The sequence below is a fragment of the Ramlibacter agri genome (genome assembly GCF_012927085.1).
GTDB classification, from domain to species: Bacteria; Pseudomonadota; Gammaproteobacteria; order Burkholderiales; family Burkholderiaceae_C; genus Ramlibacter; species Ramlibacter agri.
Genome location: NZ_JABBFX010000004.1, coordinates 414076 through 437028, shown reverse-complemented (window position 1 = coordinate 437028; position 22953 = coordinate 414076). Strand labels below are relative to the sequence as shown.

At 68.1% G+C, this 22953-nt stretch carries 19 protein-coding genes; 6 read left to right on the top strand and 13 right to left on the bottom strand.

From position 1 onward, the window contains the following. A partial coding sequence (locus tag HHL11_RS31950) for an alpha-hydroxy acid oxidase (protein WP_205964771.1) occupies window positions 1-311 on the bottom strand: 311 nt, incomplete at its 3' end. A gap of 266 nt (window positions 312-577) precedes the next feature. Between HHL11_RS31950 and HHL11_RS31945 the strand changes: the two genes are divergently transcribed. Then, window positions 578-2095: a DUF2235 domain-containing protein gene (locus HHL11_RS31945; protein ID WP_169422665.1), complete on the top strand. Its 1518-nt coding sequence runs from the start codon at window positions 578-580 to the stop codon at window positions 2093-2095. Between the two features lie 39 nt (window positions 2096-2134). On the opposite strand, the gene HHL11_RS31940 is transcribed toward HHL11_RS31945, so the two are convergent. From HHL11_RS31940 to map, 4 genes are all read right to left on the bottom strand, one after another. After that, complete coding sequence (locus tag HHL11_RS31940) at window positions 2135-3007, bottom strand: hypothetical protein (protein WP_169422664.1); 873 nt, start codon at window positions 3005-3007, stop codon at window positions 2135-2137. 122 nt (window positions 3008-3129) lie between these two features. After that, the gene (locus HHL11_RS31935) at window positions 3130-4143 is read right to left on the bottom strand and encodes a Bug family tripartite tricarboxylate transporter substrate binding protein (RefSeq protein ID WP_169422663.1); all 1014 of its coding nucleotides are present in this window, start codon (window positions 4141-4143) and stop codon (window positions 3130-3132) included. Between the two features lie 89 nt (window positions 4144-4232). Further along, window positions 4233-6872 (bottom strand): [protein-PII] uridylyltransferase, encoded by a 2640-nt coding sequence (locus HHL11_RS31930; protein ID WP_169422662.1) that lies wholly within the window; start codon window positions 6870-6872, stop codon window positions 4233-4235. A gap of 29 nt (window positions 6873-6901) precedes the next feature. Then, window positions 6902-7705, bottom strand: a complete 804-nt coding sequence (gene map / locus HHL11_RS31925; RefSeq protein WP_169422661.1) for a type I methionyl aminopeptidase — start codon at window positions 7703-7705, stop codon at window positions 6902-6904. A gap of 75 nt (window positions 7706-7780) precedes the next feature. Between map and purL the strand changes: the two genes are divergently transcribed. Next, window positions 7781-11734 (top strand): phosphoribosylformylglycinamidine synthase, encoded by a 3954-nt coding sequence (gene purL / locus HHL11_RS31920; protein ID WP_169422660.1) that lies wholly within the window; start codon window positions 7781-7783, stop codon window positions 11732-11734. 1 nt (window position 11735) lies between these two features. Here the strand turns inward: purL and HHL11_RS31915 are convergent, their stop codons facing one another. The 3 genes from HHL11_RS31915 to HHL11_RS31905 are packed head-to-tail and all read right to left on the bottom strand — an operon-like array spanning window position 11736 to window position 15214. After that, on the bottom strand, window positions 11736-12365 hold the full coding sequence (locus HHL11_RS31915; protein ID WP_169422659.1) for a hypothetical protein: 630 nt from the start codon (window positions 12363-12365) through the stop codon (window positions 11736-11738). Window positions 12366-12400: 35 nt separating this feature from the next. Continuing rightward, on the bottom strand, window positions 12401-14380 hold the full coding sequence (locus HHL11_RS31910; RefSeq protein ID WP_169422658.1) for a peptidase U32 family protein: 1980 nt from the start codon (window positions 14378-14380) through the stop codon (window positions 12401-12403). A gap of 27 nt (window positions 14381-14407) precedes the next feature. Beyond that, window positions 14408-15214, bottom strand: coding sequence for an ABC transporter substrate-binding protein (locus HHL11_RS31905; protein WP_169422657.1), 807 nt, complete (start codon window positions 15212-15214; stop codon window positions 14408-14410). A gap of 62 nt (window positions 15215-15276) precedes the next feature. Between HHL11_RS31905 and HHL11_RS31900 the strand changes: the two genes are divergently transcribed. Beyond that, window positions 15277-16014 carry an acetyltransferase domain-containing protein gene (locus HHL11_RS31900; RefSeq protein ID WP_342593308.1) on the top strand — a complete coding sequence of 246 codons (738 nt, stop codon included), beginning with the start codon at window positions 15277-15279 and terminating at the stop codon, window positions 16012-16014. 28 nt (window positions 16015-16042) lie between these two features. On the opposite strand, the gene HHL11_RS31895 is transcribed toward HHL11_RS31900, so the two are convergent. From HHL11_RS31895 to HHL11_RS31875, 5 genes are read right to left on the bottom strand one after another with little or no spacing between them, the layout of a single operon-like run. Continuing rightward, window positions 16043-16822, bottom strand: coding sequence for a peptidylprolyl isomerase (locus tag HHL11_RS31895; RefSeq protein ID WP_169422656.1), 780 nt, complete (start codon window positions 16820-16822; stop codon window positions 16043-16045). A gap of 25 nt (window positions 16823-16847) precedes the next feature. Next, window positions 16848-17114, bottom strand: a complete 267-nt coding sequence (locus tag HHL11_RS31890; RefSeq protein WP_169422655.1) for a BolA family protein — start codon at window positions 17112-17114, stop codon at window positions 16848-16850. Beyond that, a complete protein-coding gene (locus HHL11_RS31885; protein WP_169422654.1) occupies window positions 17111-17665 on the bottom strand; it encodes a septation protein A in 555 nt (184 codons plus the stop codon). Before HHL11_RS31885 ends, HHL11_RS31890 begins: the two co-directional genes overlap by 4 nt. Beyond that, a complete protein-coding gene (gene msrB, locus HHL11_RS31880) occupies window positions 17666-18088 on the bottom strand; it encodes a peptide-methionine (R)-S-oxide reductase MsrB (RefSeq protein WP_169422653.1) in 423 nt (140 codons plus the stop codon). Continuing rightward, the gene (locus HHL11_RS31875; protein ID WP_169422652.1) at window positions 18085-19575 is read right to left on the bottom strand and encodes a protein adenylyltransferase SelO; all 1491 of its coding nucleotides are present in this window, start codon (window positions 19573-19575) and stop codon (window positions 18085-18087) included. The genes msrB and HHL11_RS31875 overlap by 4 nt, the downstream gene beginning before the upstream one ends. Window positions 19576-19720: 145 nt before the next feature. Here HHL11_RS31875 and HHL11_RS31870 point away from each other — a divergent pair, with 145 nt between their 5' ends. Genes HHL11_RS31870 through HHL11_RS31860 form a run of 3 tightly spaced genes read left to right on the top strand, consistent with a single transcriptional unit; the run spans window position 19721 to window position 22952 of the window. Continuing rightward, a complete protein-coding gene (locus HHL11_RS31870) occupies window positions 19721-20002 on the top strand; it encodes a hypothetical protein (RefSeq protein ID WP_169422651.1) in 282 nt (93 codons plus the stop codon). Beyond that, window positions 19966-20430: an N-acyl amino acid synthase FeeM domain-containing protein gene (locus HHL11_RS34220; protein ID WP_205964769.1), complete on the top strand. Its 465-nt coding sequence runs from the start codon at window positions 19966-19968 to the stop codon at window positions 20428-20430. Before HHL11_RS31870 ends, HHL11_RS34220 begins: the two co-directional genes overlap by 37 nt. Continuing rightward, window positions 20427-22952, top strand: coding sequence for an ATP-binding response regulator (locus tag HHL11_RS31860; RefSeq protein ID WP_169422650.1), 2526 nt, complete (start codon window positions 20427-20429; stop codon window positions 22950-22952). Before HHL11_RS34220 ends, HHL11_RS31860 begins: the two co-directional genes overlap by 4 nt. The last annotated feature ends 1 nt before the right edge of the window (window position 22953 follow it).

The following is a 22953-nucleotide window of genomic DNA, read 5'->3' as shown; positions in this document are numbered from 1 at the left end:
AAGGGGATGCCGGCCTTCTTGGCCGCCTTCGCCGCCAGGATCTCGCCGTCGGCGTGCTGCATCCCGGTCAGGCCGGTCGGGGCGATCGCCACCGGCATGGCGACCTCCTGGCCGACCATGGTGGTGCGGGTGCTGCGGCCCTCCATGTTCACGGCCACCCGCTGGCGCAGCAGGATCTTCTCGAAGTCGGCTTCGTTGGCGCGGTAGGTGCTCTCCGTCCAGGAGCCGGAATCCGCGTAGTCATAGAACATGCGCGGCACGCGCTTCTGCGCCAGGACCCGCAGGTCCTCGATGTTGGTGACGACGGCCATCTATCTCCTCTCCAGTGTCCGCATCGTAACGGGCGAGTCTGCTGCGACACTTGAAGAATTCTCACAGCGGGGTGAAGCCTATTCCACGGCCCTGGACGCGAATAGTGGCCAACGCTCGCATCTTCCGCTGCACTCGTGCCGCCAACTTCGAAGACGCGACCAGCGCTGTGCGACGCAATTCGGGGTTTTCCCGCGGCCGCTTCGTCCATCCGGGCGAAGAAGCCCGGCGCGCGGCGTCGAACAATGCGTGAAGCAAGGAGGCCCCGATGAAGAACATCGTCATCTGCTGCGACGGCACCTGGAACACGCCCGACGAACGCCACGACGGCGTCCCCACACCGACCAACGTCGTGCGCATCTTCAATGCGGTGGCGGCTGCCGACGCCAAGGGCACGCAGCAGCACCGCTACTACCACCCCGGCGTGGGCACCGACGGCACCTGGTGGGACAAGGCCGTGGGCGGCGGCACTGGCGCGGGCCTGGACCGCAACATCATGAGCGCCTACCGCGAGCTGTGCGACTGGTACGCGCCGGACGATGCCATCTACCTGTTCGGCTTCAGCCGCGGCGCCTACACGGTGCGCAGCCTGGCCGGGTTCATCTCCCACTGCGGGCTGCTGAAGACGCAGGGCCTGGCCGAGGCCGACGTGTGGGCGCGCATCGAAAGGCTGTTCCAGAACGGCTACCGCCGGCAGATCGAATCACGCGAGCAGCACTCCTGGGCGGATTACGCCTTCCATGCCAACGGCGACGCGGTGCCCATCCGCTTCCTCGGCGTGTGGGACACGGTCGGCGCGCTGGGCATCCCCGAAGACATGGCGGTGCTGAACCTGCTGGACAAGCTGCAGGACCACACCTTCCACGACACCGTGCTCGGCACGCATATCCAGGTGGCGCGCCACGCGGTGGCGCTCGACGAGCTGCGGGCCAGCTTCCAGCCCACGCTGTGGGACGCGCCCGCCACCGTGGACGCGCAGCAGGTCTGGTTCGCCGGCGTGCACTCGGACGTCGGCGGCGGCTACCCCGAGACCGGCCTGTCGGACGGCACTTTGGCCTGGATGCTGGCCGAAGCCGGGCGCGCCGGGCTGGCCTTCACCGCCGGCATGGTGGGCCAGGTGAAGCCTTCCGTGCAGGACGTGCTGCACGAATCCTGCCGCGGCGCCTTCGCCTTGCTGCCCACGCAGCCGCGCAGCGCCCCGCGCCTGGTCGAGGGTCCTTCGGTGCATCCGTCGGTGCTCGAGCGCCAGAAGGCGCCGCCGATCTCGCAGTGCCCGTACCGGGACAACCTGGCGTTCGACAAGCAACTGCCGGCGCAGGTGCAGGTGTTCGCGCTGCCGCCCTGGAACGCCACCGGCCTGTGGCTGGAGGCCGGCACGGCCTACCGCTTCGAGGCCAGCGGCGAGTGGATGGACGCGTCCATCAAGTGCGGCCCCGCGGGCTGCAACGACGGCCACTTCCAGATCGGCGAACTGGCGCAGATGGCCGGCACGCTGCTCGGGAAGGCGGAGGACGCATGGAAGAAGATCACCGGCAACGAAGCCGCGGACTTCCGCTTCACGCGCCGGCACGAGAACATGCCCTGGTTCTGCCTGGTCGGCGCCATCGCCAACGGCGGGGGCGTCGACGCCAAGCAGCACCTCGCGCCGCACGAGAGCTTCGCCATCGGGGACGGCTGCACCTACACGCCGCGCAAGTCGGGCTACTTCTACGCGTATGCCAACGACGCCTGGAACTGCTACGGCAACAACCGCGGGCGGGTGAACCTGAGGGTCACTTTTGCCTGAGGCGCTGGCGCGTCCGCCACGCGCCAGGGGATGCGCCGGCTAAGGTGCGTCGGGCGCGGCGGCGGCCCCTGCCGCAGCGGCTACGGCGACGCCGCCGCCGGAGCGTGCCTGCGGCTCGCCCAGCGCCAGCATCACTTCGATGTCGTCGCCGGCGCCGTTGACCACGCATTGGACACCGTTGCCGCCCTTCGCGGACATGCCCGTCTGGTTGGCGTTCACGTCCCAGCTGCCGCCGCATTCCGAGCGCAGCGCGGACTTGAAGTTGTCCAGCGAGCCGAGCTTGTAGCCCGGGAATTCCTTGAACAGTCGCAGCTGCGCCATCGACAGCTCCCCGCTGTCGCGGTAGGACACCGAGACGGCGCGCACGCGGAAGCCCTTCCAGCGGCTTTCTGCCTCGAGCCCGCCCTTCATCTTGAACTGTTCGAATTCGGCGGACTTGCTTTTCCCGACCCGCAGCACCGATTCCAGCTGGTTCGGGCCACGCACGACGGAAAGGGCGCTGGTCAGCCAGGCCGGTTCGGTGAACCACACCCACAAGGCGAACATGAGCAGCGGGGTGAGCAGGGTCCCCGCGACCTGCGCGATGTTGCCTTGGCCTGCAGCGGTTTCCCCTTCGCTCGCTGCCGGCGAAGCCGTTGGCGCCGGCGCGGAGCTGCCGACATCCAGGGCCAGCGACTCCTGGGGCGGCGTTTCCGGCTCCACGGTCACCGTGCAACCCGCGGCGGCCAGCGCCTGTTCGTAGCGGGCCGCGGCTTGCAGGTCCAGCCCCCTGCGGACGACGACGGAACGCGCCTGCGCCAGTTCCAGCGCCTTGTCTTGCGGCAGCTTGAAAGCCGCGGCCAGTTTCGCGGCAACTTCCGACGGCGACGCACCAGCCGACCGGCCGGTGATCACGACCTTGTATTTCGACATCCCACTCCTCAACGCTCGATTTGTAAGTCGAATGTACCTGAGTGGTGCGGCCTTGCCGACAGGGGTAACGCCGACAAAAAAAAGGCGGCCCGGGTGGGCCGCCTTGCTTGCAGGGACGCGGCTTATTCGGCCTTGATCCCGCGCATCATGATGACGCCGCCCAGCAGGTTGGTGTCGGACTTGATGCGGTTCGCCAGGCCTTCGGCGTTGGTGCCCACGGCCGTCCAGCCCTGGGTGAACAGCTTCTGGCGCACGTCCGGCGTGCGGGCGATGTCGGCGATCATCTGCGACAGCTTCTCCGCGATCGGCTTGGGCATGGACTTCGGCGCGGCGGCGGCGGTCCAGATCTCCAGCTGGAAACCGCGGATGCCCTGCTCGTTCAGGCTGGGGTACTGCGGCACCAGCGAGCTGCGGCCGGTGGACGTGACGCCAATGGCCCGCAGCTTGCCGGCCTTGATCTGGGCGTCGGCCAGCGCGGGCGGCAGCAGCGCGAGCTGGATTTCGCCGGTGATCAGGGCGTTGACCACCTGCGGGTTGCCCGGGTAGGGCACGTGCACCGGGTCGATGTTGGTCTTGGTCTTGAGCAGCTCCATGCCGATGTGGCCCACGGTGCCGACGCCGGGCGAGCCGTAGCTCCACTTGTTGCCGGCGTTGCGGCCGGCCAGGAAGAAGTCCTGCGCGGTCGCGCCCGGCGTGTGGGCGGACGCGGTCAGCAGCAGCGGCGCGGTGCCGATCAGGCTGAGGGGCTGGAAAGCCGTCTGCGGGTCGTAGGTGACCTTCGGGTTCAGCAGCTTGGCGATCGTCATGTTGCCGTTGATCATCACGCCGATGGTGTGATCGTCGGTGGCCCGGGCCACGATGTCGGCGGCGATGTTGCCGCCCGCGCCCACGCGGTTGTCCACGACCACGGGCTGGCCCAGCTGCTTGGACAGCGGGTCGGCGATGGTGCGTGCCACCAGGTCGGGCGTGGAGCCGGGCGGGAAGCCGACGACGATGCGCAGCGGCTTGGTGGGCCAGTTCAGCGGCGCGGCGGCGGCGGCGGGCGCCTTGGCGGGCTGCTTCTGGGCAAAGGCGGCGCCGGCAGCGGCCGCGAGGGCCAGCAGCACGAGGCCGCGGCGGGCGGAGTTCTTCAACATCTCGATTACGTCCTTGCTAACGAACGGGCGATGGTAGCAAGCCGACATGGCCCCTCCATGGCACCCCCTAGGAATTTTGCGTATGCCCCTCAGGCGGAAATCGCTTCGAGCAATTCCGTCTCGATCTCCAGCTGCCGCCGGTTCTGCTGCAGCTCGGGCCCGTCGATGAGGAAGGTGTCTTCCACCCGTTCGCCCAGCGTGCTGACCTTGGCCAGCTGCAGGTTCAGCTTGTGCCGGGCCAGCACGCGCGCGATCGAGTACAGCAGGCCGACGCGGTCGCTGGTGGAGATGGACAGCAGCCAGTGCTGCGCCTTCTCGTCGGGCCGCAGGTCGACGCGCGGCGTGACGGGGAAGCTCTTGACCCGGCGGGACACGCGGCCGCGGCTGGGCGCGGGCAGCGGGCCGGCCTGGCTGATGGTGCTGGCGAGTTCTGCCTCCGCCATGTTGCACAGCTCGCGGTAGTGCTCGGGCAGCATGGACGTCACCACCTGGAAGGTGTCCAGCGCATAGCCGTTGCTGGCGGTGTGGACCTTGGCGTCCAGGATGCTGAAGCCGGCCTGGTCGAAGTAGCCGCAGATGCGGGCGAACAGGTCCGGCTGGTCCGGCGTGTAGACGACGATCTGCAAGCCTTCGCCCACCGGCGACAGGCGCGCGCGCACGATCGTCTTGCCGCTTCCCACATGGCGCGACAAGTGGCGCGTGTGCCAGGCGATGTCGCCGGCCTCGTGCCGCATGAAGTAGCCCACGTCCAGCGTTTCCCACAGTTTCTTGTGGGCCTCGAAGGGCAGGGCGTGCAGCTGCAGCAGCACCAGCGCTTCGCGCTTGGTCGCTTCCACCTCGGCCTGCGGATCCGGCGCCCGGCCGCCCAGCACGCGCAGCGTGTAGCGGTACAGGTCTTCCAGCAGCTTGCCCTTCCAGGCGTTCCACACCTTGGGGCTGGTGCCGCGGATGTCGGCGACCGTCAGCAGGTACAGGGCGGTCAGGTAGCGCTCGTTGCCCACGCGCTTCGCGAAGGCCTGGATCACGGCCGGATCGCCGAGGTCTTCCTTCTGCGCGACGCGGCTCATCATGAGGTGCCCGCGCACCAGGAACTCGATCAGCTCGCAGTCCTCCGGCTCGATCTGGTGCTGGCGGCAGAAGCGCTTGACCTCGCGCGCGCCCAGTTCCGAGTGGTCGCCGCCGCGGCCCTTGGCGATGTCGTGGAACAGCGCCGCGGCGTACAGGATCCACGGCTTATCCCAGCCGGCGGCCAGCTGCGAGCAGAACGGGTACTCGTGCGCGTGTTCCGCCATGAAGAAGCGGCGCACGTTGCGCAGCACCATCAGGATGTGCTGGTCCACCGTGTAGACGTGGAACAGGTCGTGCTGCATCTGGCCGACGATGCGCCGGAACACCCACAGGTAGCGCCCCAGCACCGAGGTCTGGTTCATCAGCCGCATCGCGTGGGTGATGCCTTCCGGCTGCATCAGGATGGCGCGGAAGGTGGCGTGGTTGACCGGGTCGTTGCGGAAGGCGCCGTCCATGACCTTGCGGGCGTTGTACAGCGCGCGCAGCGTCCGGGCCGACAGGCCCTTGACCCCGGGCGTCGTCTCGTACAGCAGGAAGGTCTCGAGGATCGCGTGCGGGTTCGCCAGGTACAGGTCGTCGCTCGCCACCTCGATCATCCCGGCCTTCTCGGAGAAGCGCTCGTTGATGGGGCGCGCTTCGGCGCCGGCGGGGTTGAGCCGCTCCTCGATGTTCAGCAGCAGGATCTGGTTCAGCTGCGCCACCGCCTTGGCCGCCCAGTAGAAGCGCTTCATCAGCCGCTCGCTGGCGCGCTCCAGCGGACGGCCGTCCGGCCGCATCGTGGTCTGGTAGCCGAAGGACTCCGCCACCGCGTTCTGCAGGTCGAACACCAGCCGGTCCTCGCGCCGGTTGGCGATGAGGTGCAGGCGGGCGCGGATCAGGTTCAGCAGCGCCTCGTTGTGCTTGATCTGGCGCGCCTCGAAGGCCGTGGCCAGCCCGCTGCGGGCCAGCTCGTCCCAGCTCTTGCCGAAGCCGGCGGCGTTGGCCACCCACAGGATCACCTGCAGGTCGCGCAGGCCGCCAGGCGACTCCTTGCAGTTCGGCTCCAGCGAGTACGGGGTGTTCTCGAACTTGTTGTGGCGCTGGCGCATTTCCAGCGTCTTGGCCACGAAGAAGGCCCTGGGATCCAGCGTGGCGCGAAAACGCTCCTGGAAGGCCAGGAACAGCTTGCGCGAGCCGGTGATCAGGCGCGACTCCAGCAGGCTGGTCTGCACCGTCACGTCTTCCAGCGCCTGCGCCACGCATTCCTCCACGGTGCGCACGCTGGAGCCGATCTCCAGCCCGGCGTCCCAGCAGCTGCCGATGAAGTCCTCGATGCGCTGCTTCAGCGCCGGGTCGTGGTCCGGCGAGATGCCATCGGGCATCAGCAGCAGCACGTCGACGTCGGAATGGGGGAAGAGTTCGCCGCGGCCGAAGCCGCCGACGGCGACCAGCGCCACGCCGGCGGGCAGGCCGGCGCGCTGGCACAAGGCCTTGAGGGTGTCGTCGGCGAGCTGGCTGAAGGCGGCCAGCAGGTTCTTGATGCCGCGGGTGGAGCCGCGCTCGTCGCGCAGCTGCTGCAGCAGGCCCGCCTTGCGGGCGCGATGCGTCTCGCGGATGTCGCCGATGGCGGAATGGACTGGCGGCTGGGCCGCTTCGATGACGGAATGACCTGAACCTGTCATTCCCTCATTCTGTCACGCGCGCAGCGAGGTCACTTCCGGACGAAGTCCGGCGGCTGCGGGGCGCCGTCGGAAAGCGTCATCACCTCGTAGCCGTCTTCGGTGACCAGCACGGTGTGTTCCCACTGGGCGGACAGCGAGTGGTCCTTGGTGACGATGGTCCAGCCGTCGTTGCCGAACTCCTTCACCTCGCGGCGGCCGGCGTTGATCATCGGCTCGATGGTGAAGGTCATGCCCGGCTTCAGTTCTTCCAGCGTGCCCGGCTTGCCATAGTGCAGGACCTGGGGCTCCTCGTGGAAGTTGCGGCCGATGCCGTGGCCGCAGAACTCGCGCACCACCGAGAAGCCGTTGCCTTCGGCGAACTTCTGGATGGCGAAGCCGATGTCGCCCAGGCGGATGCCCGGCTTGACCATGGAGATGCCGTGCCACATGGCGTCGTAGGTGATCTGCACCAGGCGCTTCGCGGCGATGGAGGCGTCGCCGATGACGAACATGCGGCTGGTGTCGCCGTACCAGCCGTCCTTGATGACGGTGACGTCGACGTTGACGATGTCGCCCTTCTTCAGCGGCTTGTCGTTCGGGATGCCGTGGCACACCACGTTGTTGACCGAAGTGCACAGCGAAGCCGGGTAGGGCGGGTAGCCCGAGGGCTGGTAGCCCAGCGTGGCGGAAATCGAGCCCTGCTTCTTCATGAACTCGGCGGCGAGGCGGTCGATCTCGCGCGTGGTGATGCCGGGCTTGATGTGGTCGGTCAGGTGGTCCAGGACTTCGGCGGCCAGGCGGCCGGCGGTCCGCATCCCCTGGATGCCTTGTTCGTCTTTGTAGGTGATGCCCATGGCAAGGGATTATCCCAGAGGGTGGAATCCCCCGCAGGTAAAATGCCGGGTTCTCCCGCCGCCGTACCCCACACCGTGTCCCTGCATATCACCGAGTTCGAGGGCGGCCAGGCCCTCAGCGACTTCCGCGTCCAGCAACTCCTGCCCCGCCTGCAAGCGGTGCATCCGAAGATCACGGGCATCCAGGCCCGCTACGTCCACCTGGTCGCGGCCGACCATGCCCCTTCCGCGGCGGAACGCGAGCGCCTGGCGGCACTGCTGACCTACGGCGAGCCCTGCGCCGGCTCCAGCCAGGGGCCGCTGGTCATCGTCACGCCCCGTTTCGGCACCGTCTCGCCCTGGGCTTCCAAGGCCACGGACATCGCCCACAACTGCGGCCTGGCGGTGCGGCGGGTCGAGCGCGTGGTGGAGTACCGCCTGCAACTGGCCTCGGGCCTGCTCGGCAAGGCCAGCCTGGACGCCGCCCAGTTGGGTGCGGTGGCGGCGCTGCTGCACGACCGCATGACCGAAAGCGTGGTTCCCGGCCGCGCCGATGCCCATCGCCTGTTCACCGAACTCGAGCCGCAGCCGATGGAGCACGTGGACGTGCTGGGCGGCGGCCGCGCGGCGCTGGAAGCGGCCAACAGCCGCTTCGGCCTGGCGCTGGCGGACGACGAGATCGACTACCTGGTGGACGCCTTCCGCAAGCTGGAGCGCAACCCGACGGACGTGGAACTGATGATGTTCGCGCAGGCGAACAGCGAGCACTGCCGGCACAAGATCTTCAACGCCTCCTTCACGGTCGACGGCGTGGCGCAGGACAAGAGCATGTTCGGCATGATCCGCAACACGCACCAGTTGAATCCGCAGCACACGATCGTCGCCTATGCCGACAACGCGTCGGTGATGGAAGGCCATGCGGTGGAGCGCTTCCTGCCGGGCGCGGGCGGCACCTACGGCAAGACCGACGCCACCCATCACGTGCTGATGAAGGTGGAGACGCACAACCACCCGACGGCCATCTCGCCCTTCCCGGGCGCGTCCACCGGCGCCGGCGGCGAGATTCGTGACGAGGGCGCCACCGGCCGCGGCGCGCGGCCCAAGGCCGGCCTGGCCGGCTTCACGGTCTCGAAGCTGTGGGACGCGAAGTTCGGCAAGCCCGAGCACATCGCCAGCCCGCTGCAGATCATGACCGAGGGGCCGCTGGGCGGCGCCGCTTTCAACAACGAATTCGGCCGTCCCAACCTGCTGGGCTACTTCCGCGAGTACGAGCAGGAAGTGGCGGGCGTGAAGCGCGGCTACCACAAGCCCATCATGATCGCCGGCGGCATCGGCTTCATCGATGCGGGCCTCACGCACAAGATCCTCTTCCCGGCCGGCACCTTGCTGATCCAGCTGGGCGGCCCCGGCATGCGCATCGGCATGGGCGGCGGCGCGGCTTCGTCCATGGCCACCGGCACCAACACCGCCGAACTGGACTTCGACTCGGTGCAGCGCGGCAACCCCGAGATCGAGCGCCGGGCGCAAGAGGTCATCAACGCCTGCTGGTCGCTGGGCGACCACAACCCCATCCTGGCGATCCACGACGTCGGCGCCGGCGGCCTGTCCAACGCCTTCCCCGAGCTGACCAACGACGCCGGCCGCGGCGCGCGCTTCGACCTGCGCCAGGTGCCGCTGGAAGAAAGCGGCCTGGCGCCCAAGGAAATCTGGAGCAACGAAAGCCAGGAACGCTACGTGATGGCGATCGCGCCGGAGTCGCTGGAGCAATTCCGCGCCTTCTGCGAGCGCGAGCGCTGCCCGTTCGCGGTGGTGGGCGTGGCCACCGAGCAGCGCGAGCTGGTCGTGGCCGACGAAGGCGCCGACACGCCGGTGGACATGCCGATGGACGTGCTCCTGGGCAAGCCGCCGCGCATGCATCGCGACGTCCAGCGCGTGGCCCGCGAAGTGCCGCCGCTGAAGCTGGATGGCGTGGCCCTGCAGGAAGCGGTGATCCAGGTGCTGAGCCATCCCACGGTGGCGTCGAAGCGCTTCCTGGTCACCATCGGTGACCGCACGGTGGGCGGGCTGACGCATCGCGACCAGATGGTCGGCCCCTGGCAGGTGCCGGTGGCCGATTGCGCCGTCACGCTGGCCGATTACCAGGGCTTCGCCGGGGAAGCCATGAGCATGGGCGAGCGCACGCCGCTGGCCGCCGTCGACGGCCCGGCTTCCGGCCGCATGGCGGTGGCCGAGGCCATCACCAACCTGCTGGCCGCGCCCATCGACCTGGCGCGCGTGAAGCTGTCCGCCAACTGGATGGCCGCCTGCGGTGAACCCGGCGAAGACGCCGCGCTGTACGACACGGTGCATGCGGTGGGCATGGAGCTGTGCCCGCAGCTGGGCGTGTCCATTCCGGTCGGCAAGGACAGCCTGTCGATGCGCACGCAGTGGCAGCAGGACGGCGCCACGCAGAAGGTGACCTCGCCGGTCAGCCTGATCGTCAGCGCCTTCGCCAGCCTGGACGACGTGCGCGGCACGCTGACGCCGCAGCTGGATGCGAAGGAAGACACGACGCTGGTGCTGGTGGACCTGGGCCACGGCCGCAATCGCATGGGCGGCAGCATCCTGGCGCAGGTGCTGGGCCAGCCGGGCGGCGAGGTGCCGGACCTGGACGAGGCGCAGGACCTGGTGAAGCTGGTCGCCGCGGTCAACGAACTGCGCGCGCAGGGCCGCATCCTGGCCTACCACGACCGCAGCGACGGCGGCCTGTTCGCCGCCGCCGCCGAAATGGCCTTCGCCGGCCAGGTGGGCGTCGCGCTGAACGTCGACCTGCTGGTGACCGAAGGCGACGGCATCAGCGACAGTCGCGCCGAATACGGCGACGCCAAGAACTGGGCCTCGCAGGTCAGCGTGCGACGCGAGGAGCTGACGCTCAAGGCGCTGTTCAACGAGGAACTGGGCGTGGTGCTGCAGGTGAAGACCTCGGAGCGCAACGACGTGATGCAGGTGCTGCGCGCGCACGGCCTGTCCAGGCACAGCCACTTCGTCGGCCAATCGCGGCCGCTGTCGTCCGCCATAGCCGTGGGCAAGGGCGAAATCCAGGTCTGGCGCGACACCAAGACCGTCTTCAGCGCGAAGCTCGCCGACCTGCACCAGGTCTGGGACAGCGTCAGCTGGAAGATCTGCCAGCAGCGCGACAACCCGGCCTGCGCCGACAGCGAGCACGCGGCGGCCGGCGATCCGGCCGACCCGGGCCTGCACGTTTTCCTGCCGCGCGAACTGCCCGCAGCTCCCGCCACCCTCAGCTCGCGTCCGCGCGTCGCCATCCTGCGCGAACAGGGCGTCAACTCGCACATCGAGATGGCCTACGTCTTCACCGAAGCGGGCTTCGAGGCGGTCGACGTGCACATGACCGACCTGCAGGCCGGCCGCCACAAGCTGCAGGACTTCCGCGGCGTCGTCGCCTGCGGCGGCTTCAGCTACGGCGACACGCTGGGCGCGGGCATAGGCTGGGCGCGCAGCATCACCTTCAACCCGGTGCTGTCGGAACAGTTCCAGGCCTTCTTCGGCCGCAAGGACACCTTCGGCCTGGGCGTTTGCAATGGCTGCCAGATGTTCGCCGAGCTGGCCGACATCATCCCCGGCGCCGAGGCCTGGCCGCGCTTCACCACCAACCGCAGCGAGCGCTTCGAGGCGCGCCTGTCCATGGTGGAAGTGCTCGAGTCGCCCAGCCTGTTCTTCCAGGGCCTGGCCGGCGCGCGCCTGCCGATCGCGGTGGCGCACGGCGAGGGCTACCCGAACTTCGCGCACCGTGGCGACGCCGGCAAGGCGATCGCGGCGATGCGCTTCGTCGACAACCACGGCCAGGCGACCGAGCGCTATCCCTTCAACCCGAACGGCGGCGCCGGCGGCCTGACGGGCGTGACCACGGCCGACGGCCGCTTCACGGCGCTGATGCCGCACCCCGAGCGCGTGTTCCGCAACATCCAGCTGTCCTGGACCTCGGGCGACAAGTCGGCGCTGAGCCCGTGGATGCAGATCTGGCGCAACGCCAGGAAGTGGGTCGGCTAGGTCACTTGCGTTCGCCCGCCCGGGCGAAGCAGTTGCTGAAGGTGTCTTCGATCAGCGTGCTGACGCCGATCGAAGGCCCTTCGAAGGCGAGGTTCACGGTGTCGTTCAGGAACTTGTCGCCGGCCTTGGGATAGCGGGCAGACAGCGTCGTCCAGACGGCGTCCTTCGCCTTGCCGTCCGCGCGCAGCCGCGCCGCCAGGTCCAGCGGCTCGATCGAACGGAAGCAGAACTCGCTCGCGGGCTTCTGCCGCGGTTGCGGATCCAGGCGCAGCGCCGTGGCGCAACGCATGAAGCGCTCCGCCGCCAGGGCGCTGGGGGTGGGGTACTCCTTGCTTTGCAGCCGCTCGAAATCCTGGATTTCCTCTTCGGCCGCCTTCCTGCCCAGGCTCTTGCGGGCAAAGCCCTCGACCTGCGGCATGCTGATCGAGCCTTCCCGCACCATGTTCGCCATGCGCCAGGCGCGCTTCGCATAGAGCACGCAGTAGCGGAATTCCGCCGGCCCGCCCTTGTCGGCGGGAACCTGGTAGCTCGCGAGGCCGCCGTAGTCGTCGGGTTTGTTGTCCTGCGCTTGCGCGAGGGCGCAGGCGGCCAGGAAGGCGCAGAGCAAGGCTTGTTGGAGGATCCGCAGCATGGCGCGATCCTACCCGGCCTGCCGTCGGCCCCGCGTCAAGCCGCGGGCCGCGTCCTGTAGAACTTCAAGGGCACCGCCTGCGCTTCCCGCAGCACGGCCTTCTTGATCTTGCCGACCACGTGCATCTCGCAGGGCTTGCAGTCGAAGCGCAAGGTGAGCTTCTCGCTGCCGTTGATCAACTGCAGCGGCTCCGCCTTGATCGTGCCCTTGACGCCCACCACCCCCTTGGCCTGCTTGGGGCACAGGCTCATCGACCAGCGCACGCAGTGCTTGGTGATCATGAGGCTGACCTCGCCTTCCTCCTCGTGCGACTCGTAGGCCGCGGCGATCACGTTGACGCCGTGCTTCGCGTAGAAGTCGCGTGCCTTGTGGTTGAAGACGTTGGCGAGATAGGTGAGGGTGTCCTCGGGATAGGCCACCGGCGGTTCGACCGGCTGGCCACGCTGCGGACGCTCGTAGCCGGCAGACCGTGCGGCTTCCAGCGAGATGATGGCGTCGCGGCGCAGCTGGTTGATCAGCGAAGGCGGCACGAACCAGGAAGCCGAGACTTCCAGCTGGATGTCCAGCGCCGTGAAGATGGTGTTGCCGAAGCGGCCCAGGTGTTCGCGCAGCGCTTCCTCGCCCTTGGTGGCATCGCGCGCCGGCTGCCTGTCGAACGGCGCCGCAGCCTCGCCCAGGTAACCGTCCTCGTCGGTCAGGCGCAGCGCGAAGCCGTCCGGCGTCTCGCCAAAGGTGGCCCAAACGCCGATGCGGCGGTCGCTGGATTTCTTCTCCAGCACCCGCACCCAGTCCATGTCGCGGTTGCGGTTGATCTGCGTGCCCTTGCGCAGGTCCTTCATGCCCGCGATCGGGTCCTTGGGGAACACGCGCCAGGCGCCCAGCCTGGCCAGCGGCTCGGCGCGGTTCAGCGCCATGCCCACCAGCTCCTTCTGCAGGTCGAAGTAGCACAGGCCGTCGCCGTTGTGCAGCAGCTTGCTGGCGTCGTCCAGTTCCAGCTCCACCGAATCCGCGTTCACCTTGGTCACCCAGCCGATCGCCTGGCCCGGGTTCTTGGGCGAATCGAAGGCGCCGATGTCGTCCTTGCGCCCGTTCACGAAGTAGTCGGTGAACTCGCGGTTGAAGTTCTGGTTGGGGTCGGGCGTGAAGGTGAAGGTGGTGCGGCCGGCGGAGGCGCGCGCCACCGGGAAATCCGACGCTTCCCGGTCCTCGATCAGCTGGTCGAACAGCTTGCGATAGTGGGCCGTGATGTTCTTCACGTAGCCCATGTCCTTGTAGCGGCCCTCGATCTTGAAGCTGCGCACGCCGGCATCCACCAGCGCCCCGAGGTTCTCGCTCTGGTTGTTGTCCTTCATCGAGAGCACGTGCTTGTCGTGCGCGACGAAGCGGCCTTGGCTGTCCACCACCTGGTACGGCAGGCGGCAGGCCTGCGAGCAGTCGCCGCGGTTGGCGCTGCGGCCCGTGTGGGCGTGGCTGATGTAGCACTGGCCGCTGTAGGCCACGCACAGCGCGCCGTGGATGAAGAACTCCACCTTGCAGCGATCCGCATCGAGCGCTGCGTGGATCTCGCGGATCTGCTCCAGGGTCAGCTCGCGGGCCAGCACCATCTGCGAGAAGCCGACGTCCTGCAGGAACGTCGCTTTCTCCACGGTGCGGATGTCGGTCTGCGTGCTGGCATGCAGCTGGATCGGCGGCAGGTCCAGTTCCAGCAGGCCCATGTCCTGGATGATCAGCACGTCGGCGCCGGCGTGGTAGACGTCCCAGGCCATCTTGCGGGCGGCATCCAGCTCGTCGTCGCGCAGGATGGTGTTGTGCGTGACGAAGATGCGGCTGCCGAAGCGGTGCGCGTGCTTCGCGAGGCGTTCGATGTCCTGCACCGTGTTGCTGGCCGATACGCGTGCGCCGAAGTCCGGGCCGCCGATGTAGACGGCGTCGGCGCCATGGTTGATCGCCTCGATGCCGATGTCGGCATCGCGCGCCGGAGCAAGCAGCTCCAGCTGGTGGTACAAGAGGGACATGGAGGGCTCTGCAGGGAGCCCGGAATTTTACCGGGCCGCCTGCGGCGGAGCTACCACCGCCCCTTCGACGCCATGGCGCTTCAGCGACTCCGCCACGAAGCCGGAGGCCTTCATTTCCTCGATGAAGCTGCTGAGCCAGGCCTGGGCGGCCGTGCGGCCCTTGGGCACGCCCATGGCCTGTTCGATGACCATGAAGCGGCCCGGCAGCAGGCGGACGCCGCCGACGCGTTTCGCGTCCATTTCCAGCTGCTGCTTCACGCCGGCAGCCACGTCCAGGTTCTGCGCCAGGAAGCCATCGACGACTTCGGGCGAGGTCGGCGTGCGCACCAACGTGGCCTGCTTCAGCTCGCGCGTGAGGTACAGGTCATAGGCGCTCCCGCGGCCCACCGCGACGCGCGTCCCGGGCCGGTCCACTTCCTCGTTGCGCTGCAGCGGCGAGGCGTTGCGCACCAGGTAGGCGCCTTCGATGATGACGTAGGGCGCGGTGGAGTCCAGGTCGGCCGCGCGCACCGGGTCGATGGCGACGAAGGCCAGGTCCACCTTGCGCGCCTTCACCGCTTCCACCGTCATGCCGGCGGAGTTGAAGGTGACCAGTTCCAGCGGCAGGCCGAGCCGGCGCGCGGCTTCGGTCGCCAGGTCCACGGACAGGCCGCGTGGCTCGCCGCCCGGGCCGCGCGTGGCGAGGATGGGGTTGCCGAAGTTGATGGCGGCACGCAGCTTGCCGGTGCCACCGAGTTCGCTGACGACCGCGGCCGGCGGCGCGGAAGGCGCCGTGGCGCAAGCCGTGAGCAGGGTGGCCGCGACGGCCAGCAGCAGGAAGCGGATTCGGGTCATGGCGCGGGATTGGAACCGCGGCTGCCGGAGACGTCAACGGGGCAGCCCCTACACTTGCGCGCGTGCCGACCAAGAAGACGCCCCGCTACGACCGCATCGACGCCCTGCGTGGCGTCGCCATCGTCTGGATGACGGTCTTCCACTTCTGCTACGACCTCAATTACTTCGGCTGGCTGCACCAGGACTTCCTGGGCGACCGCTTCTGGACCGGCCAGCGCACGGCCATCGTGAGCCTGTTCCTGTTCTGCGCCGGCCTGTCGCAGGCGGTGGCCGTGGCCCAGGGGCAGCGCTGGCCGCGCTTCTGGCGCCGCTGGTCGCAGGTGGCCGGCTGCGCGCTGCTGGTGAGCGTCGGCACCTGGTTCGTGTTCCATGCGCGCTTCATCTGGTTCGGCGTGCTGCACGGCATCGCGGCGATGCTGGTGGTCGTGCGGCTGACCGCGCACTGGGGCCGCTGGCTGTGGCTGGCCGGCGCGGTGGCCATCGGACTCGCCTGGGTCGCGCCCTTCGCGCACGTGCACTGGCCGGCGCTGAACGTGTTGAACGACCCCGCCTTCAGCTGGATCGGCTTCGTGTCGCGCAAGCCGCAGACCGAGGACTACGTGCCGCTGCTGCCCTGGCTGGGCGTGATGTGGTGGGGCATGGCCGCAGGCGCGTGGGTGCTGCGGGAGCGGCCGCAGTGGGTGCAGGGCGCGCTCCCGAAGGCGGCGGGGCCGCTGGCGTGGCTGGGGCGCTGGAGCCTGACGTGGTACATGCTGCACCAGCCGCTGCTGTTCGGCCTGGTGATGCTCACGCGCCAATGAAAAACGGCCCCGACGGGCCGTTTGACATTTACTCGATCTTCGCGCCCTTGCGCAGCGAATCCTGGAACTGCGCCAGCTTCTGCTGCTGCAGCTGCTGCGCGATCTGGGGCTTCACTTCCTCGAACTTGGGCAGCTGCGCCTGGCGGATGTCGTCGACGCGGATCACGTGCCAGCCGAACTGCGACTTCACCGGCGCGTCGGTCATCTGGCCCTTCTGCAGCTTGGTGATGGCCTCGGCGAACTCCGGCACGTAGCTGGCAGCGGCGGCCCAGTCGAGGTCGCCGCCGTGGTCCTTGGAGCCCGGATCCTTGGACATCTTCTTGGCCAGGTCGTCGAACTTCGCGCCCTTCTTCAGGTCGGCGATGATCTTCTTGGCGTCCGCTTCGTTTTCCACCAGGATGTGGCGAACCTTGTATTCCTTGCCGCCGTTGGCCGCGACGAACTTGTCGTATTCGGCCTTGATCTCTTCGTCGGTGACGGGGTTCTTGGCCTGCTGGTCGGCGAACAGCTCGCGGATCAGGATGGTCTGGCGGGCCAGTTCCATCTGCGCCTTGTAGTCTTCGCTGGCGTCCAGGCCGCGCTTGGAGGCTTCCTGCATGAAGATTTCGCGCGCGATCACTTCATCCTTCAGCTGGCCCTCGGCTTCCTTGGGCACCGGGCGGCCGGCCTTTTCCAGCTGGTTCTTCAGCATGTCGACGCGAGCCATCGGCACCGGCTTGCCGTTGACGATGGCGACGTTCTGGGCTGCGGCGGGCAGGGCCATGCCGATGGCGGCCGCGGCCACCGCGGTCAGGATGACTTTTTTCATGGGTTTTCCGTCTATGAGGGGAGATTCAGAGCGTCTCGATCGCGAGCGCATGCATGCCGCGGTCCAGGAAATCGCGCAGGGCATCATACACAAGGCGATGCCGGGCTACCTTGGGCATCCCGGTGAAGATAGGTGAAGCGATCCGCACCCGGAAATGGGTGCCGGAACCGGTGCCGTCCTGGCCCGCGTGACCCAGGTGCTGGGCGCTTTCGTCGATCACTTCGAGCTGGCTCGGGGCGAGTTTTTCCGCCAGCCGCGCTCGCACGGCTTCGGCGGTGATGCCAGTGCTCATGGTTGTTCGCCGGCGCCCGCCTTGTCGTCCTTCATGTAGCGGCCCAGGTAGAAAGCCTGCGCCACCACGAAGACGGCCATCAGGCCCAGGCCGCCGAACAGCTTGAAGTTGACCCAGGTCGCGGTGTCGTAGTGGAAGGCGACCCAGAGGTTGATCACGCCCATGCAGGCGAAGAAGACGATCCAGCTCCAGTTCATCACGCGCCAGGCGTTTTCCGGCAGTTCCAGCTGCGAGCCCATCACGGACTTCAGCAGGTTCTTGCGGAAACCCAGCATGCCCACGGCGAGGCTGCCGCCCATCAGCCAGTACAGCACCGTCGGCTTCCACTTGATGAAGGTGTCGTCGTGGGCCAGGATGGTCGCGCCGCCGAACACCACGATGATGCCCAGGCTCAGCCACTGCATCGGTTCCACCTTGCCGGTGGAGTAGCGCACGTACGCGATCTGCGCGATGGTCGCCACGATGGCCACCCCGGTGGCGACGTAGATGCCCCAGAGCTTGAAGGCGACGAAGAAGAGGGCGATGGGGAAGAAGTCGAGCAGCAGCTTCATTCAGGCTTTTTCTTGCGGGTGGAAGTCCAGCGAGGCAGAGTTCATGCAATAGCGCAAGCCGGTGTCGGTGGGACCGTCGGGGAACACGTGGCCGAGGTGGGCGCCGCATTGCGCGCAGACCGTCTCGGTGCGGATCATGCCGTGGGTGCTGTCGCGGATCTCCCGGATCGCGCCGGGCACCGCCCGGTCGAAGCTGGGCCAGCCGCAGCCGGCGTCGAACTTGGTGTCGGCGTCGAACAGCTTGGCGCCGCAGCAGATGCAGTGGTAGCTGCCGTCGGCCCACACGCGCTCGTACTTGCCGCTGAAGGGCCGCTCGGTGGCGGCGTGGCGGGTCACCTGGAAGGCGCCGGGCTCCGCGCCCTTGGCAGCCAGGATCTCCTTCCACTCGGGGTCGGATTTCTGGATCGGATAGTCGTCGGTCATGAAGAGCAGCTGATCTCGATGTGCGAAGCCCAGTCGGGCGGGAAGCCGGCCATGTCCTCGTGTTCCGGGTGTTCGTCGAACGGCGCCCGGACCAAGCGCAGCAGGGCTTCGACCGCGGAAAAGTCGTTTAGTTTCGCTTGCCGGATGGCCAGTTCGCACAAATGGTTGCGCAGCACGTACTTGGGGTTGGTCGCGAGCATGCGCCTGGCGGCCGTGTTGCGATCGTCCGGCAGGCGCTCGTCGTATTGTCGGAGCCAGCCGTCAATTCTTTCACGGGCAAGGAAAAGGTCGCGCACTTCCTCCGCCGGCGCACCGGCCACGTAGCGGGAAAGCCGGCGCCAGAAGATCGGGTAATCGACCCGGTCGGCGGCCAGCAGTTGCAGGACGTCCTCGATCAGCTGGCGGTCAGCTTCCTGCTCGCCCTGCAGGCCCAGCTTGGCGCGCATGCGGCCTTCCATTTCGCGCGGGAACACCGTCTTGTACGACTCGAGCGCCGCCAAAGCCAGTTCCTGGTCCTCGACCAGCGGCAGCAGCGCCTGGCCGAGGCAGAACAGGTTCCAGTGGGCGACGTTGGGCTGGCGGTTGTACGCGTAGCGGCCGCTTTCGTCGCTGTGGTTGCAGATGTGGTTGGGGACGAAGGCGTCCAGGTACTGGAAGGGGCCGTAGTCGATGGTGAGCCCCAGGATGCTCATGTTGTCCGTGTTCATTACGCCATGGCAGAAGCCCACGGCCTGCCACTGCGCCATCAGCGCCGCCGTGCGCTCGCTGACCTGTTCCAGCAGGTTCGCGTAGGGGTTGCCGGCCAGGCGCTCGCAGCCACGGCAGGCGGGGTAGTAGCGGTCGATGACGTAATCCGCCAGTTGGCGCAACTCGCCGTACTGCTCGCGCGAGGAGAAGTGCTCGAAATGGCCGAAGCGGATGAAGCTGGGGGCGACGCGCAGCACCACGGCGGCCGTTTCGATCTCCTCGCGGCGCACCGGCTGCGGCGAACCGGTGACCGACAGTGCCCGCGTGGTGGGAACTCCCAGGCCCTGCATGGCCTCGGAACCCAGGTACTCGCGGATGCTCGAACGCAGCACGGCGCGGCCGTCGCCCATGCGCGAGTAGGGCGTGCGGCCGCTGCCTTTCAGTTGCAGTTCCTGCGGGCCCAGCGGCGTCTGCACCTCGCCCAGCAGGATGGCGCGGCCATCCCCCAGCTGCCCGGCCCAGACGCCGAACTGGTGGCCGCTGTAGACGCTGGCCAACGGCCGGCCGCCCTCGAACAAAACGTTACCTGTGAGGGCGGCCACGCCCGGCGGCGAGGCGAGCTGCGCGGGGTCCAGGCCGAGGTCGCGGGCCAGGGGCTCGTTGAGTGATACCAGGGCGGGCGCCGCCAGCGGGGTGGGGGCGAGTTCGGTATAGAAAGCCGGTCCCAGCCCGGCGAAGCCTTCCTGCCAGGGCAGGCCCAGGTTCACGGTGGCCGTCTCGTCGGCAAGCAATGGGTCCATGCCGCATTGTCCCCGGTGGCGCCCAAGCGGGTATCTTTAGGGGATTCGCTTACTGTTCGGGCTGCTCATTTGTTACGCATAATGACTTCAGCCGAGCTTCGCAAACGTGTAGTAATCCGCCTGGCGCAGGAGAGGAAAGAAACAAATGAGTGACCTGTCGACCCTGGACCAATCGTTCGCGCTGCCGTCCGCCGGACCGATTGCCTTGCTGGGGGATCTTCCGCCGCTGGAATCCACGGACGTCCAGGCGCACGAGGTCACTTTCCGCCATCTCCGCACGCCCGTCGAAATCACCCGCATCCTGCACCTGCGCGACGAAATCCGCCTGCCGCAGTCCGCCCGGGAGGACCTCGCCTTCAGTACCCGCGAAAAAAAAGAGACCAGGTGGGCATGGTCGGCGCCTTCCTGCGTTTCGGTGCGTACATAGGCACGATCCGCGTCCTTCCCCTGGCCCGGAACGTCGCGCCCTGCGACAAGATGATCGAGCGCCACGACATCGCCCCTGAGCTGCTCGAGAACGCCTGGGAGGTCGGCCGCCTCGTCGTCGACCCGCACTATCGGGGTGGCCCCGAATTCCTGCGCCGCTGCCTCTTCCTCACCATTTGCGACATGCTGGAGCACTCCCGGCTCGACAATCTCTTTGCGTCCTGCACCCCGGTGCTCGCGCGGCTGTACCGCCGCTTCGGCTTCCGCGTGCTGGTGAAGGACGCCGCGCAGGCTGGGGAGGGTTCCTACTGCCTGATCCACGGCCACATGCCCGAGGTGCTGCGGGCACTCGCCGGCAACGAGGGAGAACGCGAGCTCGCGGAGGAAATGCTGATCGAGCTCGAAGAAGAAGCGATGGTGCTGCAATGATCAAGTACCTGGCGAAGGTCTATCGCCACTACGAGGACTATCACGCCTACGGCCCGAACCGGCTGAAGGTGATGGGCATCCTCGGCGCGCTCGGCTACTCCGCCTTCCACTTCTTCCGCTACACGCGGCCGCACGACACTTTGCTGGTCGAGGACGTCCCGTTCCGCCTGTTCGGCGTCGCGCTGTTCCTGCTGATGGGCCTGCGCGACTTCTGGCCCGAGCGCCTGAAGCCGTACTACATCCGCTTCTCCTACCTGGTGCTGCTGTACTGCCTGCCGTTCTTCAACGTGCTGATCGGGCTGCAGCGCGGCGGCGGCATCGCGTCCATCTCCAACACCTTCATCTGCCTGTGCTTCCTGGTGCTGCTGACCGACTGGCGCAACACCGTGCTGATGGTGCTGGTGGGGACCGCGCTCGCCTCGGGCGTCTACGTGCTGACGACGACCAATCCGCACATTCCGCGCGACCTCGTCGCCCAGTTGCCCGCGTTCGCGATGGTCGTGATCGGCGGCAACATGTTCAAGTCCAGCACGGACCGGATCGATGCCGAACGCAAGCTGCGCGCGACGCAGGCGCTCGCAGGCTCGATCGCGCACGAGATGCGGCATCCGCTCGCGCAGCTGAAGCACAGCCTGGAAGGAATGCAGGAGGTGCTGCCGGCGCCCGGCGCCTCGCGCCAGACGGCGCGGCTGGACCCGCAGGAAGTGCAGCAGCTTTATCGGCACCTGGCCCGCGGCGAACAGGCCGTGCAGCGCGGGCTGCAGGTCATCTCCATGACGCTGGACGAGGTGAGCGCGCGGCCGCTGGACGCCACCACCTTCCGCTACCTGTCGGCCGCCGAAGTGGTGCAGCAAGCCGTGGAGGAATACAGCTACGACAGCGACGAGGCCCGTGACAAGGTGAGCGTGTCGGTGGCCGAGGACTTCACCTTCAAGGGCGACGAGACCGCCTACCTGTTCGTCCTGTTCAACCTGATCAAGAACGCGCTGTACTACCTGACGCCGTATCCGCAGACGCAGGTGTCCATCACCGTGGCCGACCAGCAGGTGAAGGTGCGCGACAACGGCCCGGGCATCGCGCCCGACGTGCTCAAGGGCCTGTTCGAGCCCTTCCGCTCGATCGGCAAGTCCGGCGGCACCGGCCTCGGCCTGGCCTACTGCAAGCGCGTGATGCGCGCCTTCGGCGGCGACATCGAGTGCCGCTCGGTGCCCGGTCAGTACACCGAGTTCATGATGCGCTTCCCGGCCATCGGCGAGAAGGAGCGCGAGGAGCACCGGCTGGCCGCCGTGGCCCAGGCCCGCACCCTGCTGGCCGGCAAGCGCATCCTGATCGTCGAGGACGACCCGGTGCAGCGCATGGCGACGCGCCAGAAGCTGGGGCCGCTCGCCCTGACCGCCGACCTCGACGAGGCGGAGGACGGGCAGGTGGCGCTGGACATGCTGGGCCGGCGCACTTACCACATCGTGCTGATGGACCTGAACATGCCGGGCCTGGACGGCTACACCGTCGCCGACAAGGTCCGCAACGAGGCCGGCCCCAACCAGGACGTGCGCATCATCGCCTACACGAGCGAGCCGTCGCACCTGGCCCGCGCCAAGGCGCTGAAGGGCGGCATGGACGGCTTCATCAGCAAGCCCTGCGCGCAGCTGCCGCTGCTGGCGGCGCTGCAGCAGGTGGTGCAGCAACCGCGCGGCGCCGCGCGCACCGAGCCGGGCCGGCTGGCCGGCCGCCGCATCCTGCTGGCCGACGACAGCGCCTTCAACCGCAAGGCCGTGGCGGCCTACCTGCGCAACGCCGCCGCCGACGTGATCGAAGTCGAACATGGGCAGGCGGTGCTGGACCAGCTGCAGGCCAACGATGGCTTCGACGCCGTCGTCGTCGACCTGCACATGCCGGGCATGGACGGCCTGGAGGCGGCGCATGCCATCCGCCATTCCGGCGAGCCCTGGGCGGCCGTGCCGGTCGTCGCGCTGACTGCGCATTCCGACGAGGAGGCGGTAGCCGCGGCGCGGGCCGCCGGCATGGACGCCTTCCTGGTGAAGCCGGTCGATTCCGCGCTGCTGTACGAGACGCTGGTGCGGCTGGTGGCCGGCACCGGCAAGGCGCTTCCGCCCCCCGAGCCGCCTGCCGTGGCCGCGCGCCCGGTGGTCCCGGAGATTCCCGAGGAAGGCCTGCTGAATGTGCAGCGCCTGGAAAGCTACCGCCGCCTGGGCATGCTGGAAGAACTGCTGACGGACTACCTGCCCGAGATGTCGCGGCTGGTCGGCGCCCTGCAGGACGCCGCCGCCAGCCAGGACCGGCAACGCAGCCTGGACGCCCTGCATTCGCTGCTGGGCATGAGCGGCGAGGCCGGTGCGCAGGCGCTCTACCAGCTGGTGCGCCGCCTGTACGTGCCACTGCTGGAACGCGACGAATGGCCCGACGCGCCGGCCTGGCTGGAACACCTGCAAGCCGTGGCGGTCCGTACGGACGCCGCGCTGAAAGCCTATTGCGCCACCGAAACCCGCAGTGACGGCGCCTGAC

Excerpts from the sequence above, each read along its gene's own strand:
- HHL11_RS31860 (WP_169422650.1), top strand. The coding sequence starts at position 20,427 with ATGATCAAGTACCTGGCGAAGGTCTATCGCCACTACGAGGACTATCAC.
- map (WP_169422661.1), bottom strand. The coding sequence starts at position 7,705 with ATGGGCATCACCTACAAAGACGAACAAGGCATCCAGGGGATGCGGACC.
- HHL11_RS31890 (WP_169422655.1), bottom strand. The coding sequence starts at position 17,114 with ATGAGCACTGGCATCACCGCCGAAGCCGTGCGAGCGCGGCTGGCGGAA.
- HHL11_RS34220 (WP_205964769.1), top strand. The coding sequence starts at position 19,966 with ATGGTCGGCGCCTTCCTGCGTTTCGGTGCGTACATAGGCACGATCCGC.
- HHL11_RS31945 (WP_169422665.1), top strand. The coding sequence starts at position 578 with ATGAAGAACATCGTCATCTGCTGCGACGGCACCTGGAACACGCCCGAC.
- HHL11_RS31895 (WP_169422656.1), bottom strand. The coding sequence starts at position 16,822 with ATGAAAAAAGTCATCCTGACCGCGGTGGCCGCGGCCGCCATCGGCATG.
- HHL11_RS31910 (WP_169422658.1), bottom strand. The coding sequence starts at position 14,380 with ATGTCCCTCTTGTACCACCAGCTGGAGCTGCTTGCTCCGGCGCGCGAT.
- msrB (WP_169422653.1), bottom strand. The coding sequence starts at position 18,088 with ATGACCGACGACTATCCGATCCAGAAATCCGACCCCGAGTGGAAGGAG.
- HHL11_RS31930 (WP_169422662.1), bottom strand. The coding sequence starts at position 6,872 with ATGACAGGTTCAGGTCATTCCGTCATCGAAGCGGCCCAGCCGCCAGTC.
- HHL11_RS31905 (WP_169422657.1), bottom strand. The coding sequence starts at position 15,214 with ATGACCCGAATCCGCTTCCTGCTGCTGGCCGTCGCGGCCACCCTGCTC.
- HHL11_RS31870 (WP_169422651.1), top strand. The coding sequence starts at position 19,721 with ATGAGTGACCTGTCGACCCTGGACCAATCGTTCGCGCTGCCGTCCGCC.
- HHL11_RS31885 (WP_169422654.1), bottom strand. The coding sequence starts at position 17,665 with ATGAAGCTGCTGCTCGACTTCTTCCCCATCGCCCTCTTCTTCGTCGCC.
- HHL11_RS31935 (WP_169422663.1), bottom strand. The coding sequence starts at position 4,143 with ATGTTGAAGAACTCCGCCCGCCGCGGCCTCGTGCTGCTGGCCCTCGCG.
- HHL11_RS31940 (WP_169422664.1), bottom strand. The coding sequence starts at position 3,007 with ATGTCGAAATACAAGGTCGTGATCACCGGCCGGTCGGCTGGTGCGTCG.
- HHL11_RS31875 (WP_169422652.1), bottom strand. The coding sequence starts at position 19,575 with ATGGACCCATTGCTTGCCGACGAGACGGCCACCGTGAACCTGGGCCTG.
- HHL11_RS31915 (WP_169422659.1), bottom strand. The coding sequence starts at position 12,365 with ATGCTGCGGATCCTCCAACAAGCCTTGCTCTGCGCCTTCCTGGCCGCC.